18 protein-coding genes and 3 tRNA genes are annotated in these 15,677 nt (G+C 68.6%); 12 read left to right on the top strand and 9 right to left on the bottom strand.

All coding sequences use genetic code 11. The annotated features are described in order from the left end of the window. Window positions 1-78: 78 nt before the first annotated feature. The 4 genes from PU630_RS07610 to PU630_RS07595 all read right to left on the bottom strand — a co-directional run bounded on the left by PU630_RS07610 (window position 79) and on the right by PU630_RS07595 (window position 1,092). Window positions 79-321: a hypothetical protein gene (locus PU630_RS07610; RefSeq protein ID WP_275279763.1), complete on the bottom strand. Its 243-nt coding sequence runs from the start codon at window positions 319-321 to the stop codon at window positions 79-81. Next, window positions 293-511: a hypothetical protein gene (locus PU630_RS07605; protein WP_275279762.1), complete on the bottom strand. Its 219-nt coding sequence runs from the start codon at window positions 509-511 to the stop codon at window positions 293-295. The genes PU630_RS07610 and PU630_RS07605 overlap by 29 nt, the downstream gene beginning before the upstream one ends. A gap of 109 nt (window positions 512-620) precedes the next feature. Further along, window positions 621-1,004 (bottom strand): hypothetical protein, encoded by a 384-nt coding sequence (locus PU630_RS07600; protein WP_275279761.1) that lies wholly within the window; start codon window positions 1,002-1,004, stop codon window positions 621-623. A gap of 29 nt (window positions 1,005-1,033) precedes the next feature. Continuing rightward, a tRNA-Val gene (locus PU630_RS07595) sits at window positions 1,034-1,092 on the bottom strand. Window positions 1,093-1,231: 139 nt separating this feature from the next. On the opposite strand from PU630_RS07595, the gene aceE reads away from it, so the two are divergent. The 6 genes from aceE (at window position 1,232) to PU630_RS07565 (ending at window position 8,808) form a co-directional block, all read left to right on the top strand. Further along, window positions 1,232-3,958, top strand: coding sequence for a pyruvate dehydrogenase (acetyl-transferring), homodimeric type (gene aceE / locus PU630_RS07590; protein ID WP_275279760.1), 2,727 nt, complete (start codon window positions 1,232-1,234; stop codon window positions 3,956-3,958). Window positions 3,959-3,964: 6 nt separating this feature from the next. Then, complete coding sequence (locus PU630_RS07585) at window positions 3,965-5,191, top strand: PucR family transcriptional regulator (protein ID WP_275279759.1); 1,227 nt, start codon at window positions 3,965-3,967, stop codon at window positions 5,189-5,191. Window positions 5,192-5,267: 76 nt separating this feature from the next. Next, window positions 5,268-6,188: an ACP S-malonyltransferase gene (locus PU630_RS07580; RefSeq protein WP_275280049.1), complete on the top strand. Its 921-nt coding sequence runs from the start codon at window positions 5,268-5,270 to the stop codon at window positions 6,186-6,188. Continuing rightward, window positions 6,185-7,189: a beta-ketoacyl-ACP synthase III gene (locus PU630_RS07575; RefSeq protein WP_275279758.1), complete on the top strand. Its 1,005-nt coding sequence runs from the start codon at window positions 6,185-6,187 to the stop codon at window positions 7,187-7,189. The genes PU630_RS07580 and PU630_RS07575 overlap by 4 nt, the downstream gene beginning before the upstream one ends. Window positions 7,190-7,263: 74 nt before the next feature. Further along, window positions 7,264-7,512 (top strand): acyl carrier protein, encoded by a 249-nt coding sequence (locus tag PU630_RS07570; protein WP_275279757.1) that lies wholly within the window; start codon window positions 7,264-7,266, stop codon window positions 7,510-7,512. 57 nt (window positions 7,513-7,569) lie between these two features. Next, a complete protein-coding gene (locus PU630_RS07565; protein ID WP_275279756.1) occupies window positions 7,570-8,808 on the top strand; it encodes a beta-ketoacyl-[acyl-carrier-protein] synthase family protein in 1,239 nt (412 codons plus the stop codon). Window positions 8,809-8,994: 186 nt separating this feature from the next. On the opposite strand, the gene PU630_RS07560 is transcribed toward PU630_RS07565, so the two are convergent. Further along, the gene (locus PU630_RS07560; RefSeq protein ID WP_275279755.1) at window positions 8,995-9,498 is read right to left on the bottom strand and encodes a DUF3145 domain-containing protein; all 504 of its coding nucleotides are present in this window, start codon (window positions 9,496-9,498) and stop codon (window positions 8,995-8,997) included. 147 nt (window positions 9,499-9,645) lie between these two features. Here PU630_RS07560 and PU630_RS07555 point away from each other — a divergent pair, with 147 nt between their 5' ends. The 3 genes from PU630_RS07555 to PU630_RS07545 all read left to right on the top strand — a co-directional run bounded on the left by PU630_RS07555 (window position 9,646) and on the right by PU630_RS07545 (window position 12,078). After that, complete coding sequence (locus PU630_RS07555) at window positions 9,646-10,311, top strand: NAD(P)H-hydrate epimerase (protein WP_275279754.1); 666 nt, start codon at window positions 9,646-9,648, stop codon at window positions 10,309-10,311. A 189-nt stretch (window positions 10,312-10,500) separates the two neighbouring features. Then, window positions 10,501-11,775 (top strand): HIRAN domain-containing protein, encoded by a 1,275-nt coding sequence (locus tag PU630_RS07550; protein WP_275279752.1) that lies wholly within the window; start codon window positions 10,501-10,503, stop codon window positions 11,773-11,775. A gap of 135 nt (window positions 11,776-11,910) precedes the next feature. Beyond that, window positions 11,911-12,078 carry a hypothetical protein gene (locus PU630_RS07545; RefSeq protein ID WP_275279751.1) on the top strand — a complete coding sequence of 56 codons (168 nt, stop codon included), beginning with the start codon at window positions 11,911-11,913 and terminating at the stop codon, window positions 12,076-12,078. Window positions 12,079-12,096: 18 nt separating this feature from the next. On the opposite strand, the gene PU630_RS07540 is transcribed toward PU630_RS07545, so the two are convergent. Beyond that, window positions 12,097-12,170 (bottom strand) — tRNA-Ile (locus PU630_RS07540). Between the two features lie 47 nt (window positions 12,171-12,217). Between PU630_RS07540 and PU630_RS07535 the strand changes: the two genes are divergently transcribed. Then, window positions 12,218-12,505 carry a hypothetical protein gene (locus PU630_RS07535; protein WP_275279750.1) on the top strand — a complete coding sequence of 96 codons (288 nt, stop codon included), beginning with the start codon at window positions 12,218-12,220 and terminating at the stop codon, window positions 12,503-12,505. Here PU630_RS07535 and PU630_RS07530 read toward each other — a convergent pair. Continuing rightward, window positions 12,502-13,500, bottom strand: a complete 999-nt coding sequence (locus PU630_RS07530) for a DMT family transporter (protein ID WP_275279748.1) — start codon at window positions 13,498-13,500, stop codon at window positions 12,502-12,504. The genes PU630_RS07535 and PU630_RS07530 overlap by 4 nt on opposite strands. 42 nt (window positions 13,501-13,542) lie before the next feature. Here PU630_RS07530 and def point away from each other — a divergent pair, with 42 nt between their 5' ends. After that, on the top strand, window positions 13,543-14,109 hold the full coding sequence (def, locus tag PU630_RS07525; protein WP_275279747.1) for a peptide deformylase: 567 nt from the start codon (window positions 13,543-13,545) through the stop codon (window positions 14,107-14,109). On the opposite strand, the gene PU630_RS07520 is transcribed toward def, so the two are convergent. Beyond that, a complete protein-coding gene (locus tag PU630_RS07520) occupies window positions 14,106-14,633 on the bottom strand; it encodes a ribonuclease H family protein (protein ID WP_275279746.1) in 528 nt (175 codons plus the stop codon). The two genes, def and PU630_RS07520, sit on opposite strands and share 4 nt — an antisense overlap. Before the next feature lie 113 nt (window positions 14,634-14,746). On the opposite strand from PU630_RS07520, the gene PU630_RS07515 reads away from it, so the two are divergent. Then, on the top strand, window positions 14,747-15,538 hold the full coding sequence (locus tag PU630_RS07515) for an IclR family transcriptional regulator (protein ID WP_275279744.1): 792 nt from the start codon (window positions 14,747-14,749) through the stop codon (window positions 15,536-15,538). 42 nt (window positions 15,539-15,580) lie between these two features. Here PU630_RS07515 and PU630_RS07510 read toward each other — a convergent pair. Continuing rightward, window positions 15,581-15,653: transfer RNA gene (locus PU630_RS07510), tRNA-Asn, on the bottom strand. Window positions 15,654-15,677 lie beyond the last annotated feature (24 nt).

The following is a 15,677-nucleotide window of genomic DNA, read 5'->3' as shown; positions in this document are numbered from 1 at the left end:
ACCGGCTGCCATCCGCGCCAAGCGTTCGCTGTTCCCCGACCACACGCTGCGCCTCACTAAGCTCGCGGCGTCGCGTTTTCAGTGCCGGTGCAGCGCGGTTCCCGCTTCATTCGGCGTGAACACGCGCACGGCGCGGCCGGCCTTGTCGATCTCGTCGAGCTGCTCGTCCGTCTCGGCGGCGGCGATCTCCGCGGCCCAGTCGCGCGCAGGCTCGGCGGCCGGTGTCTCGCGCGGCGTCCACGGTTCGACGCGTTCGTCGCCCTCGTCCTCTATGTCGATGTCGCCGAGCAAGTCACGGAAGGTCTGCCGGAACCCGACCATGCGGGCCGCGCGGCCAGTGCCGCATCGGCGCCCGTCCCCACTTCCCCGCCCATTCCTCCGATGCCTGCGGGAACTGCTCATCCCACCGGATCGTCACGTGAGTGGGGATGCGCACGTCCTTGCGGTACGTCGTCACCCGGGCATACTCCGGGTGCGGGTGCTCGTCCGTCGGCGCCCACGCTTCGTCCACGTGGTGCCGTCGTTCGAGAACTCGACCGGCCCTGTGCCGTCCCACTGGCCGGAGGCGTTCACGATGTGCTCGACCTCACCGATCGTCATCTTCTCCGCCGGCTCGCCTATCAGTCCGCCTCCTGAAATCGCAGCGAGGTCTTCCGCTGGGTCAGCGGATATGCGCGCTTCGCGGCTGCCTCGATCACGGCCAGCTCGGCACGCAGCGCCTGCACGTGCGCGTGAACCTCAGGATCGTCCGCGGCCCACTCGACCTCGCTGATCCCCACCGACTCCGACAACGACACCTGGAACCCGCCCCGCGGGCCCACGCCGACCGCGCCGAACCGTGCCGCCTGCGGCATCTTCGCGACAGCCTTCTTCAGCGCCGCGTTCGCGGCCTTCTCGTCACGGGAGGCGACGTCGGCGAGCGGCTTCAAGATCGCCCACTCATCGAGCGCGACCGCGACCTCTTCGGGCAGTTCGCCGACGTCGGGGCATCCGGCCTCACACAATGCCTCCGCTCGCTCTACCTGCTCGACAACGAGGGAAACGAACCGACGACATCCACGGTGTAAACGTGGCGCTCTACCAGCTGAGCTAAAGGCCCGTCCCGAAAGTCTATGTCCCATCGCGAGTCCGCCGTATCGCTAGGCTTGTGCGAGGTGTGCGCCGAGTCCGACCCGCGACGCGCGCCTGCAGCCGTCTCTGACGTGACCCGCCAGACGAAGAAAGGTCTCCCGTGACTGTTCACGACCAGGATCCGTACTCCCAGGGGCCTCTCGACAGCGATCCTGACGAGACGAGCGAGTGGCAGGAGTCGCTCCAGCAGCTCGTGCAGGCGAAGGGCGCCGGCCGCGGGCGCGAGATCATGCTCAGCCTGCTGAAGACCTCGAAAGAGCTGCGCCTGGGCGTGCCGATGGTCCCGACGACCGATTACGTCAACACGATCGCCCCCGAGAACGAGGCGTCGTTCCCCGGCGACGAAGAACTCGAACGCCGTTACCGGTCGTGGATCCGCTGGAACGCGGCACTGACCGTTCACCGCGCGCAGCGCCCGGGCATCGCGGTGGGCGGGCATATCTCGACCTACGCGTCATCGGCCTCACTGTACGAAGTGGGCTTCAACCACTTCTTCCGCGGGCAGGATCATCCTTCCGGCGGCGATCAGATCTTCTTCCAGGGGCACGCCTCCCCCGGCATGTACGCCCGCGCCTTCCTCGAGGGGCGTCTGAGCGAACAGCAGCTCGACGGCTTCCGCCAGGAGAAGTCGCGTGCGCCGCACGGCATCCCCTCCTACCCTCACCCCCGCCTCATGCCGGACTTCTGGCAGTTCCCGACCGTGTCGATGGGCATCGGTCCGATCAACGCCATCTACCAGGCGATGACGAACAAGTACCTCAGCAACCGGGGCATCAAAGACCTCTCCGACTCACGCGTGTGGGCGTTCCTCGGCGACGGAGAGCTCGACGAGGTCGAGAGCCGCGGACAGCTGCAGGTCGCCGCCAACGAGGGCCTCGACAACCTCACCTTCGTCGTCAACTGCAACCTGCAGCGCCTCGACGGCCCCGTGCGGGGCAACGGCAAGATCATCCAGGAGCTGGAGAGCTTCTTCCGCGGGGCCGGCTGGAACGTCATCAAGGTCGTCTGGGGCCGCGAGTGGGACGATCTCCTGGCGCGGGATGTCGATGGCGCACTGCTCAATGTCATGAACGTCACCCCCGACGGCGACTACCAGACCTACAAGGCCGAGAACGGCGCCTACGTGCGCGAGCACTTCTTCGGCAGGGACGAGCGCGCACTCGCCCTGGTGCAGGACTACACCGACGACCAGATCTGGAACCTGCGCCGCGGAGGCCACGATTACCGCAAGGTGTACGCCGCGTTCAAGGCCGCCGTCGAGCACAAGGGCCAGCCGACCGTCATCCTCGCCAAGACCATCAAGGGCTACGGGCTGGGCACGCATTTCGCGGGCCGCAACGCCACGCACCAGATGAAGAAGATGACCCTCGAGGACCTCAAGCAGTTCCGCGACGCCATGCACATTCCGGTGACGGATGCCACGCTCGAAGAGAACCCGTATCTTCCGCCGTACTACAACCCGGGCCCGCAGGACGAGACCATCCAGTACATGCTCGAGCGCAGGCGCGAACTGGGCGGGTTCCTGCCCGAGCGGCGCACGACCCACGTCGATCTCGCTCTCCCCGGCGAGGCCGCATACGCGCTGCCGAAGAAGGGCTCAGGCACGCAGGAGGTCGCCACCACCATGGCGTTCGTCCGCCTCCTGAAAGACCTCCTGCGGGCGAAGGACTTCGGCCACCGCATCGTGCCGATCATCCCCGACGAGGCGCGCACGTTCGGCATCGACGCGTTCTTCCCGACCGCGAAGATCTACAACCCGAACGGGCAGCACTACACCTCGGTGGATCGTGATCTGCTGCTGGCCTACAAGGAGAGCGCGCAGGGGCAGATCGTCCACGTCGGCATCAATGAAGCCGGCGCCATCGCCGCGTTCACGGCCGCCGGCACGTCGTACTCGACGCACGGCGAGCCGCTCATCCCGGTCTACATCTTCTACTCGATGTTCGGCTTCCAGCGCACAGGAGATGCGAACTGGGCCGCCGGCGACCAGATGGCACGGGGCTTCGTGATCGGCGCGACCGCCGGACGCACCACGCTCACCGGCGAGGGTCTGCAGCATGCCGACGGGCACTCGCCCCTGCTTGCCTCCACGAACCCCGCCACCGTCGCGTACGACCCCGCGTACGGGTACGAGATCGCGCACATCGTGCGCGACGGGCTCGAGCGCATGTACGGCGGAAACCACCCCGACCCGAACGTCATGTACTACCTCACGGTGTACAACGAGCCGCTCGTACAGCCTGCCGAGCCCGACGGTGTCGACGTCGACGGCATTCTGCGCGGCATCCACCGCATCGCCGAAGGCGACGGCGACGGCCCCCGCGCGCAGCTTCTTGCTTCGGGCGTGGGCGTGCCGTGGGCTCTGGAAGCCCAGCAGCTTCTGCGCGACGACTGGGGCGTGAGCGCCGATGTGTGGAGCGTCACGAGCTGGTCTGAGCTGCGCCGCGACGGACTCGCCGCCGACGAGCACAACTTCCTCCACCCCGACGAAGAGCCGCGCACCGCCTACCTCACGCAGAAGCTGCAGGGGGCGGAAGGCCCGGTGGTGGCCGTCAGCGACTTCATGCACGCCGTGCAGGACCAGATCCGCCCGTGGGTGCCGAACCGGTTCGCGACGCTCGGAGCGGACGGCTTCGGCTTCAGCGACACGAGGCCGGCAGCACGCCGTTTCTTCAAGATCGACGGCCCGTCGCTCGTGGTGCGCACGCTGCAGGCGCTGGCCGACGAGGGCATCGTCGACCGCGCGCGGGTGGCGCAGGCGATCGAGAAGTACCGTCTGCACGATGTGAACGCCGGAACCAGCGGAAACGCGGGCGGAGAGAGCTGAGCGACCATGACGGCTGACGAGACCCCGAAAGACAAGGCGGAGACCCTTGCATGGCTCCGTCGCATCTCCGGGGACCTTGCCACGGCGACGCTCGGACGACTCGAGAAGACACTGCCGTGGTACGCCGACATGCCGCCCGCCCGCCGCTCTGCGGTCGGTCTGGTGGCGCAGGCAGGAATAACCTCGTTCATCCAGTGGTACGAGGACCCGAACTCCACGCCCTGGATCGCCGCCGACATATTCGCCGCCGCTCCCCGCGAGCTGCTGCGCAGCGTGAGCCTCACCCAGACCCTGCAGCTGATCCGCGTGACCGTCGAGGTCACCGAAGAGAAGGTGGCGAACCGCGGCGTGCACCTGCGCGAGGCCATCCTGCTGTACTCGCGCGAGGTCGCGTTCGCCGCCGCCGACGTCTACGCACGCGCGGCCGAGGCCCGTGGCCTGTGGGACGCCCGTCTGGAGGCCCTCGTCGTCGATTCCATCCTGACCGGTGAGGCCGACGAAGAGCTGCCCAGCCGCATCGCCGCGCTCGGGTGGCACGGTCACGGCGAGGTCGCGGTCCTGGTGGGCACGACTCCCCCGCAGTTCGATGTCGACCAGCTGCGCCGCGCCGCTCGCAAGCTCGGCGTGGACGCGCTCATCGGCGTGCAGGGGTCGCGCCTGGTCCTGGTGCTCGGGCGTGCCGAGCACCCGGAACGCGGTGCCGAGGAGCCGGATCTCCCGTTCCTGCAGATCGCACGGCACCTCGAGCCCGGTTTCGGGCCCGGTCACCTCGTGCTCGGACCGGCTGTCAGCGCCCTCGTCGATGCGGGGCAGAGCGCACGCGCCGCACTCGCGGGCTTCGCGGTGGCCCGATCATGGCGGCATGCACCGCGCCCCGTCGAGGCCGACGATCTGCTCCCCGAGCGGGCGCTGGCCGGCGACCCCCTTGCGAAGCACACGCTCGTCGAGAAGGTCTACCACCCGCTCCAGGCGCACAGCACCGACCTGGTCACGACGCTGTGGAGCTATCTCGACAACGGGCGATCGCTCGAAGCGACCGCCCGCGAGCTCTTCGTGCATCCCAACACCGTTCGGTACCGGCTCAAGCGGGTCACCGATGTGATCGGGTGGGATGCCACGGGTCCCCGCGAAGCGCTGATCCTGCAGACCGCACTCATCCTGGGAGCGATCGGCACAGACACGACTCGGCGCCGCACGCCCGCGGCTCGGCGACGCCCTGGCCAGCACGTGTAGGACGCGCACAAACGATGCCGTCATTCTTGTGCGCAGGTGGCCAGTTGGACGTCCACGGGTTTGGCAGGATGGGATGGTGATCATCACCGTCTTCCCCGGGCAGGGCTCGCAGACCCCCGGGTTTCTCACTCCGTGGCTTGAGCAGGACGGGGCGCGGGAGCGTCTCGCGGAGTTCTCCGAGCGGGCTCAGGTCGACCTCGTCGCCGCAGGCACCGAATGGGATGCCGACCGCATCCGCGACACCAAGGTCGCCCAGCCGCTCATCGTCGCGGCGGGTCTCCTCTCCTATGGGGCGCTGGTCGACGCTGCGGGCGTCACTCCTGCCGGCGTCGCCGGCCACTCGGTCGGCGAGCTCGCGGCGCTTGCGGCATCGCACGTGATCAGCGACGCCGATGCGCTGCGACTGGTCGGCATCCGCGGCCGCGCGATGGCAGAAGCCGCGTCTGCCGAGCGGACCGGGATGAGCGCCGTGGTCGGCGGCAGTGCCGACGATGTGCTGGCGCGCCTGCAGGCTGCCCACCTGACCGCCGCCAACCACAACGGCGGCGGGCAGATCGTCGCGGCCGGCGCGTTATCTGACCTGGCCGAGCTCGCGGCCGAGCCTCCGCGGGGCACACGTGTCATCCCGTTGCAGGTCGCCGGAGCCTTCCACACCCGTTACATGGCCCCCGCTGTCGACACGTTGCGCGCCGCCGCCGCGCAGGTCGCGGCATCCGACCCCGACCTCACGCTGTGGACCAACAACGACGGCAGCGTCGTCACCTCGGGCCGAGCGGCGATCGATCTCATGGTCGCGCAGGTGGCCTCGCCCGTGCGCTGGGACCTGTGCATGGAGTCGTTCGCCGCCCACGGCGTGACCGGCATCATCGAACTCGCCCCCGCCGGCACGCTGGTGGGACTCGCCAAGCGCGCGCTGCGCGGCGTGCCGTCGGTGGCCGTGAAGACCCCCGAAGATCTGGATGCCGCGGCCGCCCTGCTGACCGGAGAAGCCGCATGAGCGAGATCACTCTCAACCAGTCCACCGGGCCTGCATACACCCGCCTGTACGCCTACGGCGCCGCACGCGGCGAGAACGCCGTGCCCAACGACGACATCGTCGGTCCGATCAATTCGAGCGACGAGTGGATCCGGCAGCGCACCGGCATCATCACCCGTGCGCGCGCGAACGCCGATACGAACGCCATCGACCTCGCCGCCGAGGCGGCGCGTGAGGCCGTCGAGCGATCGGGCGTCGCGCCCGAAGACATCGACGCGGTGATCATAGCGACCATCAGCAATCCGAAGCAGACGCCATCGGTCTCGGCGATCGTGGCCGACCGGATCGGCGCGAACCCCGCCGCCGCATATGACCTGAACGCCGCGTGTGCGGGCTTCGCGTATGCCGTCGCGCAGGCCGACGCTCTCATCCGCGCCGGCGCCGCGCACTACGCGGTCGTCGTGGGCGCAGAGAAGCTGAGCGACATCGTCGACCCGACCGACCGCAGCATCTCGTTCCTGCTGGCCGACGGTGCCGGCGCCGCCGTCGTCGGGCCCAGCGACTTCCCCGGCATCGGCCCGACGGTATGGGGGTCGGACGGTTCGAAGGCCGAGCTCGTCGGCATGAACGCGACGCTCACCGAGTTCCGCGACGGCAAGGCACCATGGCCGACCCTGCGCCAGGAGGGCCCGAGCGTCTTCCGCTGGGCCGTGTGGGAGATGGTCAAAGTCGCACGCCGTGCGCTCGAGGCCGCCGGTGTCACGCCCGACGATCTGGCGGCTTTCATCCCCCACCAGGCGAACCTGCGCATCGTCGACGAGTTCGCGAAGCAGCTCAAGCTTCCTGACACCGTCCTGGTCGGACACGACATCGAGACCACGGGCAACACGTCCGCGGCATCCATCCCCCTCGCGACCCATCGTCTGCTCGAGGAGCACCCCGAACTCTCGGGCGGTCTCGCGCTGCAGATCGGGTTCGGCGCGGGGCTCGTGTTCGGCGCTCAGGTCGTCGTCCTCCCCTGAGCCGGGCCCACTCGACTCTAGACTTGTCCACGGCCCGTCGGGCCGAGGAGCGATCCCAACAACAAGGAGCAGAAATGGCACTCACCAACGACGAGGTTCTGGCAGGACTCGCCGAGCTGATCACCGACGAGACCGGCATCTCGGCCGACGAGGTCGCGCTCGAGAAGTCGTTCACCGACGACCTCGACATCGACTCGATCTCGATGATGACGATCGTCGTCAACGCCGAGGAGAAGTTCGGCGTCACCATTCCCGACGACGAGGTCAAGAACCTCAAGACCGTCGGCGACGCCGTCACCTTCATCACCTCCCACCAGGCGTGACCTTCACGGTGGGGGCACCGCGCCCCCACCGGTACACACAACACCGAGGAATCCCACATGAGCACGTCCCGCATCGTCGTCACCGGCATCGGCGCGTCGTCGCCCCTGGGGGGCACGGCGCCCGAGAGCTGGTCCGCCCTGCGCGCGGGTGTCAGCGGCACCCACACCCTCACCCACGACTGGGTCGAGAAGTACCAGCTTCCCGTCACCTTCGCGGCTGAGGCCGTCGTTCGCCCCGAGACCGTCCTCGAACGCCCCGTCGCCAAGCGTCTGGACCCCGCCTCACAGTTCGCGCTGATCGCGGCCAAAGAAGCCTGGGCCGACGCCGGTGCGCCCGACGTCGAGCCCGAACGGCTCGGCGTCGACTTCGCGACAGGGATCGGCGGGGTGTGGACGCTCCTGGATGCGTGGGACACCCTGCGCGAGAAGGGGCCGCGGCGGGTCATGCCGATGACCGTCCCGATGCTCATGCCCAACGCCGCGGCGGGCAATCTGTCGCTGCACTTCGGGGCACGTGCCTTCGCCCGCACCGTCGCCAGCGCGTGCGCGTCGAGCACGGAGTCGCTCGTAAACGCCTACGAGCACCTGCGTGACGGCCTGGCCGACATCGTGATCGCCGGGGGCACCGAGTCTGCCATCCACCCCATCACGATGGCGTCGTTCGCGTCGATGCAGGCGCTGTCGCGTCGCAACGACGACCCCGAGCACGCCTCACGCCCGGGCAGCATCGACCGTGACGGTTTCGTCATGGGCGAGGGCGCAGCCGCGCTCGTGCTCGAGACCGAGGAGCACGCCAAGGCCCGCGGCGCGAAGATCTACGCGGTGCTCGTGGGCGGCGGGGTGACCGCCGACTCGTACCACATCACCGCCAACGACCCCGAGGGGCACGGCGCCGCGCGTGCGGTACGACTCGCGCTCGAGGCCGCCGATGCGTCTCCCGACGATGTCACGCACATCAACGCGCACGCCACGTCGACGCCGGTCGGCGATCCGAATGAGTACCAGGCGCTCAAGCAGGTGTTCGGCGACCGGATCGACGACATCCCGGTCTCGGCCACGAAGGCGTCCACCGGCCACCTGCTGGGCGGCACGGGTGCGCTCGAGGCTGTGTTCACGATCCTCGCGTTGCAGGAGCGCATCGCTCCCCCGACGATCAACATCACCGAGCAAGACCCCGAGGTGCCGTTCCGCATCTCCGGTGATGAGCAGTCGCTCGGTGCGGGCGAGCAGCTGGCGATCAGCAACTCGTTCGGTTTCGGCGGTCACAACGCCGTCGTGGCCTTCGCCTCGGCCTGACGCAGCCCGAAAGCCTGGCGCAGCCCGCAAGCCTGACTCGGCCCGGAAACCTGACTTGGTCGAAAACCCAAGATGCCCCGCGGGAAGCCTCCGCGGGGCATCTTCGTTCCATCGGGCGGTCATTCGCCTTCTCAGCGACCGGGATGTCTCACCGATCGCCGGTAGTGACGCCTGACCGCCCGCAGCTCACCCGACCTTGTGCAGCCAGACGACGGGCGCGTCGTCGCTCGCATGCCGGAACGGCTCAAGCTCTTCGTCCCACGCAGCGCCCAGGGCGACCTGAAGCTCGCGCTCGAGCTCGGCCACGTCGCCGGCCGCGACCTCCATCGCGTAGCGAATGCGATCCTCGCCGATGACGACGTTGCCCGCGGCATCCGTCTGTGCGTAGTGGATGCCGAGGTCGGGGGTGTGCATCCAGCGGCCCCCGTCGCCACGCGCGCTCGGGTCTTCAGTGACCTCGAACCGGAGGTGCTCCCAGCCGCGGATCGCCGTCGCGAGAGCGGCTCCGCTGCCGGCGGGTGCCTCCCAGTAGAACTCGGCGCGACGGCTGCCCGACAGCACGGGCTGGTCGTCCCAGTCGAAGTTGACGGCACGCCCAAGGGCGCGTCCTACCGCCCACTCCAGGTGCGGGCACAACGCGCGTGGCGCCGAGTGGATAAGGATCACTCCGCGCGCCTGTGTCGTCGCCATGGTCTCTCCGTTTCGTCAGGTGCGTCTTCCCCTACGACCTGACCGGAACCACCCGGTGACGTGCTGTTCTGTTCTCCCGCCATTATCACCCGGACGACGACGAATCACAAGCGTGTGATACGGGTGTCTGCCCACTAGGGTCGGGCTATGCGACACGGCTATTCCGCCCGGCAGATCCGCGATGCCGAGGCGCCGCACCTCGCGGCCGGCGAGCCGTTGATGGCACGAGCGGCGGCCGCGCTGGCCGACGTAGTCACCGAGGTGCTGGCGGAGCGGGATGCCGCGCCCGGGCGCGTGCTTCTGTTGGTGGGCTCTGGCAACAACGGCGGAGACGCGCTGTTCGCCGGCGCGACGCTTGCGGCGGACGGGCACGAGGTCTGGATCGTCGAGCTGGGCTCACGAACGCACGCGGAGGGGCTGCGCGCGGCGCTCGATGCCGGGGCGAGGGTCGTCTCGGGCACCGCGGCCGCCTCGCCGGACGTGATCGTCGACGGGATCCTCGGCACCGGAGCTGCGGCGACCCCGGCACTGCGCGGGCGCGCTCGCGAGACCGTGGCGTCGCTCCTTCTCTCGTTGTCGGGGCGGGATGCCGCGGCCGTCGTCGCCGTGGACATCCCGAGTGGAATCAACCCCGACGACGGATCAGTTCCCGATCCGACCGTGCTCCCCGCCGACATCACAGTGACCTTCGGCGGCTACAAAGCAGGGCTGCTGGGCGGCGACGCCGTTCGGCTGGCCGGGGACGTGCGGCTCGTCGACATCGGGATCGGAGACGAGCTCGCGAAGATGGTGCCGGCGGTCGTCGTCGAGTGATCTCAACGGCCGACGTCGGAGGTTCAGGGTAGGATTCTCGCCGACCAGCGTGCACTGCTACGGGCCAAACCGTTCCGTCTACGTCGCGCCGCGGATGGGCGCTGGTCAGTGGCGGGCAGGCGTTGCACGACCGAGCGTCCGCGTCGGCGACGCGGCCACCTGGATACCTGGGGAAAGGGGAATCACAAGATGGACAAGCTCCGCCTGTGGGGATGGATCACGCTGGGGGCCGGTGTTGTGCTCTTCTTGGGCGGAGGCGGAATCGGCGGAGTCGAGGGCGGTGGAGTTTCCGCGTTTGGCCTCTTGTGTCTCATCGCGGCGATCGTGCTGTGGGTAATCGTCGCCATGCGCGCGGCCAAGAGCGGAAGCGTAATGCGCTCGTCGCGCAATGCAGCCGACCAGCGGTCCGCGATGCTCTACGGGGAACCGTATGGCGCGCCGTCCGTGTCATCGGTGCCACCTGTGCCGTCCGCCGCGCCCGCGCTGGTAGTGCCGTCCGTTCCTTCCGCGCCAGCATCGCCGCCGCAACCGGTCGTCGCGGCACCGCCGCAACCCGTCGTCGCTACCCCTTCTGTTCCCCCCGCCACGGCGCCCACACCGAAGCGTGATGCCAAGCCTGCGCTGAAGCCGTACCGGCTACTCGGCGGGAAGTATCCGAGCACGGAGGTCGAGGGCGAGTTCGCGCGCACCGACGCGATCGTGAAGGCCGTCGGCCGGCGCCCCACGCGCGACGAAGAGATCATCCTCGAGGACGTCAGCGCGTACCTGATCCCCGAACCCACGAACCGATACGACGCGAACGCGGTCATGGTCGTCCTCAACAACCAGCACGTCGGATACCTCAGCCGCGACGACGCCGCCATCTACCAGCCGATCCTCACGTCGATCGTCGACGCCGGCTTCGCGCCCGAGGTCAAGGCCCGCATCTGGATCGTCGCCCGCGAACAATGGGAAGACCGCCGCAAGCTCAAGATCCACGCGAACGTGCGTGTCGCGCTCGACGCCCCGCACCTGATCGTGCCGCTGAACGAGCCGCCGGCCGCGCCGCACAGCATCCTCCCCGCCGGGCGCGCACTGCAGTTGACCGGCGAAGAGAACCACCTCGACGTGCTCACCGACTACGTCAACCATGAGGGTGATGGGTACGCGCTCGGCACGCTTACGATCGCTCCCGCGGCCCGTGCCGGCGCGAAGGCTAGCGTCGAGGCCAGCATCGATGGGCACGTCATCGGCAAGCTCACCGCCGCATCCAGTGAGCACTTCATCCCGACTATCCGGCACCTCGCGATGCAGGGCATGGCGGCCGCCGCGTGGCTGCGGGTCAAGGGCAGCCAGATCTCCGTGCAAGTGACAGTGCAGGCCGCGAAAGCGCACGAGATCCCGGAGACCTGGTTTGAGGCTCCGCAGACGATCCCCTCCCTGCACGGAGAAGCGACCCAGTCTGAGCCCATGTGGAACGACTGACCATGGCCGGCACGATCTCCCCGTGTGCCACAGCCGCGGGGAAGCGGTACCGGCCCGGTATCGAAAGTCTGACGAGTCGCAGACAGACAACGCGGCTTCAAGACGAAGAAGGACGCCGAACTTATCCTCGCGTCGGTGAGCGCGTCGAAGGCGCGCTGCGAGTACGTCGACCCGCCGATGGGCAATGCCCCGGTCGGGAGTCTTGCGCCGGCGTGGCTCGAGAAGAAGGGCAGCCTGACGCTGGGGCGAGCCGACGTCGTGGGAGCGTCGCACAGCCAGATAAGAGCCCCGACCAGTTATTGACCAGTCGGGGCTTGTGCGTAGGGCGGGTGGGACTTGAACCCACGATCGTCGGGTTATGAGCCCGCTGCCTTCACCAGCTTGGCCACCGCCCCTCTCGGACATCGAGCCTATCCTGTCAGAGCCATGGGATGATCACACCATGGATGCGACGGGCTGGCTCGTGATCGCGGGGGCGGCCGCGGCATCCCTCGTCGTCATCCTCTGCGCACCGGCGCTGCACCGCGCAACCCGACGCCGACAGGACCGACGCACGGCGTCATCGTTCGGCGGACTCGGATCCGGACTCGACGTCGTCTGGCGCCCCACGGCCGAAGAGGCGCACACCGACTGGGAGACGCAGGTCGAGCTGCCGGCGCCCGCGCCGATCCCGGGCGACAAGGGGCGCATTCACGACGGCCGCATCGTGATCCGCACGCAGCGGGACTAGCGCTTCGGCTTGCCGTCGTCGGTCCCATGGCTGCCGCGACGGATCGGCAGCTCTTGGCTCTCGCTGATCACCTGCGGATGGTTGCGCGCCAGCGAGAAAACGCCGTACACCGCGATGAGACCGGCAGCCACAAAGCCGAGGAAGGCCCAGACGTTGGCCGTCGCCGCTTCTTTCAGCACGAGCAGCCCGATGAGCACGGCGACCATCGGATCGATCACGGTGAGCCCGGCGATCACCAGATCGGGTGGGCCGACCGAGTATGCGGTCTGCACGAAGTACGCTCCCAGCGCGACCGCGAGGAGGAGGCCCACCACGCAGCCGATCGTGAGCCCGTCGATGTCGCCGGCCTGCACGCGCTTGATGACGATCTTGGCGAGAGTCGCGACGAAGCCGTAGAGGATGCCGGAGGTCACGATGTAGAACAGGGGGTGGGCGCGCTTGCGGAACGCGAGCCAGGTTCCGGCCGCCAGAACCAGCACGACGCCGAGCATGACGACCACGGTCAGGATCTGGCCGTCCGTCAGCCGCGTCTCCGTGGCCACGAACGCGGCAATGGTTACGAACACGAAGATGCCGCCCACACAGGCGATGATCGATCTCACGGACTGCTTGGTCGGCTTGTGCCCAGAGACGCGGGCGTTCAGCAGCGTCGTGATCACGAGCGAGACCGCGCCCAGCGGCTGCACGAGGATCAGCGGGGCGAACACGAGGGCGCTCAGCTGGCAGACGATCGCCAGGCCCAGCATGAGTGTGCCGACGACCCACGACGGGCGCCGCAGCAGGCTCAGCATCTGCTTGCCGGTCAGCCCCTCGCTGCCGCTGGTTCCGGTGAGCCGCTCGACCTTGTTGACCCCGCGGTACTGGTACTGCGCACCGAACGACATGAACACGGCGCCCAGCAGAGCGAGCGGGATTCCGATGAGGATCTTCGGGTCACCGAGGACCCCGACCAGCTGGTCGGTGACATCGTCCAGCGGCAGGTCCGTCGCGATCACCCTTCGACATTACCTGGGCGGGGCCGCCGGTAGGCTGAAGACGTGCCAGTTCTTCCCATCCGCATCATGGGCGACCCCGTGCTGCACTCCCCCGCAGCCCTCGTCGACGAGATCACCGATGAGATCCGGCAGCTTGTCGCCGACATGTACGAGACGATGGATGCCGCTCCCGGCGTGGGCCTCGCGGCGCCCCAGGTCGGCGTGCCGCTGCGCATCTACGTCTACACGTATCAGGACGACGACGGCGCCCCGTGGCGGGGCGAGATCCTCAACCCGGTGCTGTGGATGAAGCCGGCCGAACCCGGCGCACCCGACCCCGATGAAGAATCGGAGGGCTGCCTGTCGTTCCCCGGCGAGCGATTCCCGCTCCGCCGCTCGGACGAAGTGCTGGTCACGGGAATGGATGTCGAGGGCCGGCCCGTCCATATCGAGGTGGACGGTTGGCGCGCGCGCATCATGCAGCACGAATTCGATCACCTCGACGGCGTGCTCTACATCGACCGCCTCAGTGACAGTGACTGGAAGACGACGCAGAAGATCGCGCGTAAGCGTGGCTGGGGCCGCCCGGGCCAGGCGTGGACGCCCGGCGTCGACGACATCGACGCCTAGCGTCGTTTCGGTTTGTCCTGCGCGGAGCGGGGCGGGTCGACGGTCACGTCGAGAGGCTCCTGACCGTCCAGCGACGACCAACGGCTCGCCGTCCCCTTCGCCCCGTGCTTGGCGGCGCGTACGGCGCGCTCGTCGGCCCAGCTGTTGAGCCGGTGTCCCGCGTGACCTCGTACGTGCTCGAGGATCACATCGGGCAGCCCATGCTCGCGGCGCTCATCGCGCTCGGCGATGAGCTCTTTGAGGATGTCGACGTTCTTCGTGCGCGCGCCCGTGCTGGTCTTCCAGCCGCGGCGCGCGTGCCCGTCCATCCACGACGAGTAGGTGTCGATCGCGTACTTCGAGTCGGCCTGGACGGTGAGGTTCTCGACGTCGCGGTGATCACGGATCGCGTTGAGCAGCGCAAGCAGTTCACCGATGTTGTTCGTGCCCTGCGGAAGCGAACCGGCGGCCCACTGTCCGTCCTCGCCGATCCATGCCCATCCCGTCGGGCCCGGGTTGCCCGAGCAGGCTCCGTCGGTGGCCACCGTGTAGTTCTGAATGATCTGCTTCCTTCCGCTGCTGCGGGCGCGAGCCCGACCAGCGAGTTTACCGGTGACCCGTCCGTCTGTGATGACAGACCGACGAGTACGGTGAAGGCATGCCCGACAATCGGTCGCAGGTGCCCGCAGCCGACGCCGCACTGCGGATCCTTTCGTTCCTGGCCACACAGCGCGGGCCGGTCGCCGTCGCCCATCTGGCCGCGGCGTTGGGCCTTCCCCGCTCGAGCGCCTACCACCTGCTCACCGTGCTGCAACAACGCGGGTTCGTCGTCCATCTGCCCGAAGAGAAGCGTTACGGCCTCGGAGTCGCGGCTTTCGAGCTCTCCAGCGGCTTCTCCCGGCAGCAGCCGCTGACCCGGCTCGGACGGCCGTTAGTCGCCGATCTCGTCGACCGGATCGGCGAGAGCGGCCATCTGGGGGTTCTGCACGGACGCGACGTGCTCTATCTCGTGGAAGAACGGGCTCCTCACCGCCCGTCGCTGGTCACCGATGTGGGCGTCCGGCTTCCGGCCCACCTGACGGCGACCGGACGCGCCATGCTGGCCGCCCTCCCGCCGGCCCAGCGCCGAGCCCTGTATCCGGACGCCGGTTCGTTCACCGACCGCGCGGGCGGCGGCCCCCGCACCTACGGAGAGCTCAAGCAGCTGCTCACCACGGTGCGCCAGGCGGGCTACGCCACGGAGAACGGTGAGGTGACCCCCGGACTCGGTTCGGTGGCGGTGGCTGTGCTCGACCATGTCGGCTGGCCGGCGGCGGCGGTGGCCCTCACCTTCTCCGCGGAGCACACCGACGAGCACACCTGGGCGGAGCTCGCCGCCCGTGTCAGCGAGACCGCGGCCGTCCTCAGCCGCCGCATCAGCGGGCAGTTCGCGGCGGCCGTGCGCGAGTGAGGTCAAAGAAAAAGGCCCCGGGGTGGAGCCCGAGGCCTTTCGCTCCCCCACTTGGACTCGAACCAAGAACCTGCCGGTTAACAGCCGGCTGCTCTGCCAATTGAGCTATGGAGGAATACGTTCCGCGTTGCCGCGGACA

Source organism: Microbacterium horticulturae (assembly GCF_029094505.1).
Classification (GTDB): domain Bacteria; phylum Actinomycetota; class Actinomycetes; order Actinomycetales; family Microbacteriaceae; genus Microbacterium; species Microbacterium horticulturae.
The sequence above is the reverse complement of the archived record's forward strand: the minus strand, read 5'-3'. Positions and strand labels throughout refer to the sequence as shown.

Coding starts and splice junctions, on each gene's coding strand:
- PU630_RS07610 (WP_275279763.1), bottom strand. CDS start 321: ATGGTCGGGTTCCGGCAGACCTTCCGTGACTTGCTCGGCGACATCGAC.
- PU630_RS07585 (WP_275279759.1), top strand. CDS start 3,965: ATGACGGCTGACGAGACCCCGAAAGACAAGGCGGAGACCCTTGCATGG.
- PU630_RS07575 (WP_275279758.1), top strand. CDS start 6,185: ATGAGCGAGATCACTCTCAACCAGTCCACCGGGCCTGCATACACCCGC.
- PU630_RS07570 (WP_275279757.1), top strand. CDS start 7,264: ATGGCACTCACCAACGACGAGGTTCTGGCAGGACTCGCCGAGCTGATC.
- PU630_RS07565 (WP_275279756.1), top strand. CDS start 7,570: ATGAGCACGTCCCGCATCGTCGTCACCGGCATCGGCGCGTCGTCGCCC.
- PU630_RS07560 (WP_275279755.1), bottom strand. CDS start 9,498: ATGGCGACGACACAGGCGCGCGGAGTGATCCTTATCCACTCGGCGCCA.
- PU630_RS07555 (WP_275279754.1), top strand. CDS start 9,646: ATGCGACACGGCTATTCCGCCCGGCAGATCCGCGATGCCGAGGCGCCG.
- PU630_RS07550 (WP_275279752.1), top strand. CDS start 10,501: ATGGACAAGCTCCGCCTGTGGGGATGGATCACGCTGGGGGCCGGTGTT.
- PU630_RS07535 (WP_275279750.1), top strand. CDS start 12,218: ATGGATGCGACGGGCTGGCTCGTGATCGCGGGGGCGGCCGCGGCATCC.
- PU630_RS07515 (WP_275279744.1), top strand. CDS start 14,747: ATGCCCGACAATCGGTCGCAGGTGCCCGCAGCCGACGCCGCACTGCGG.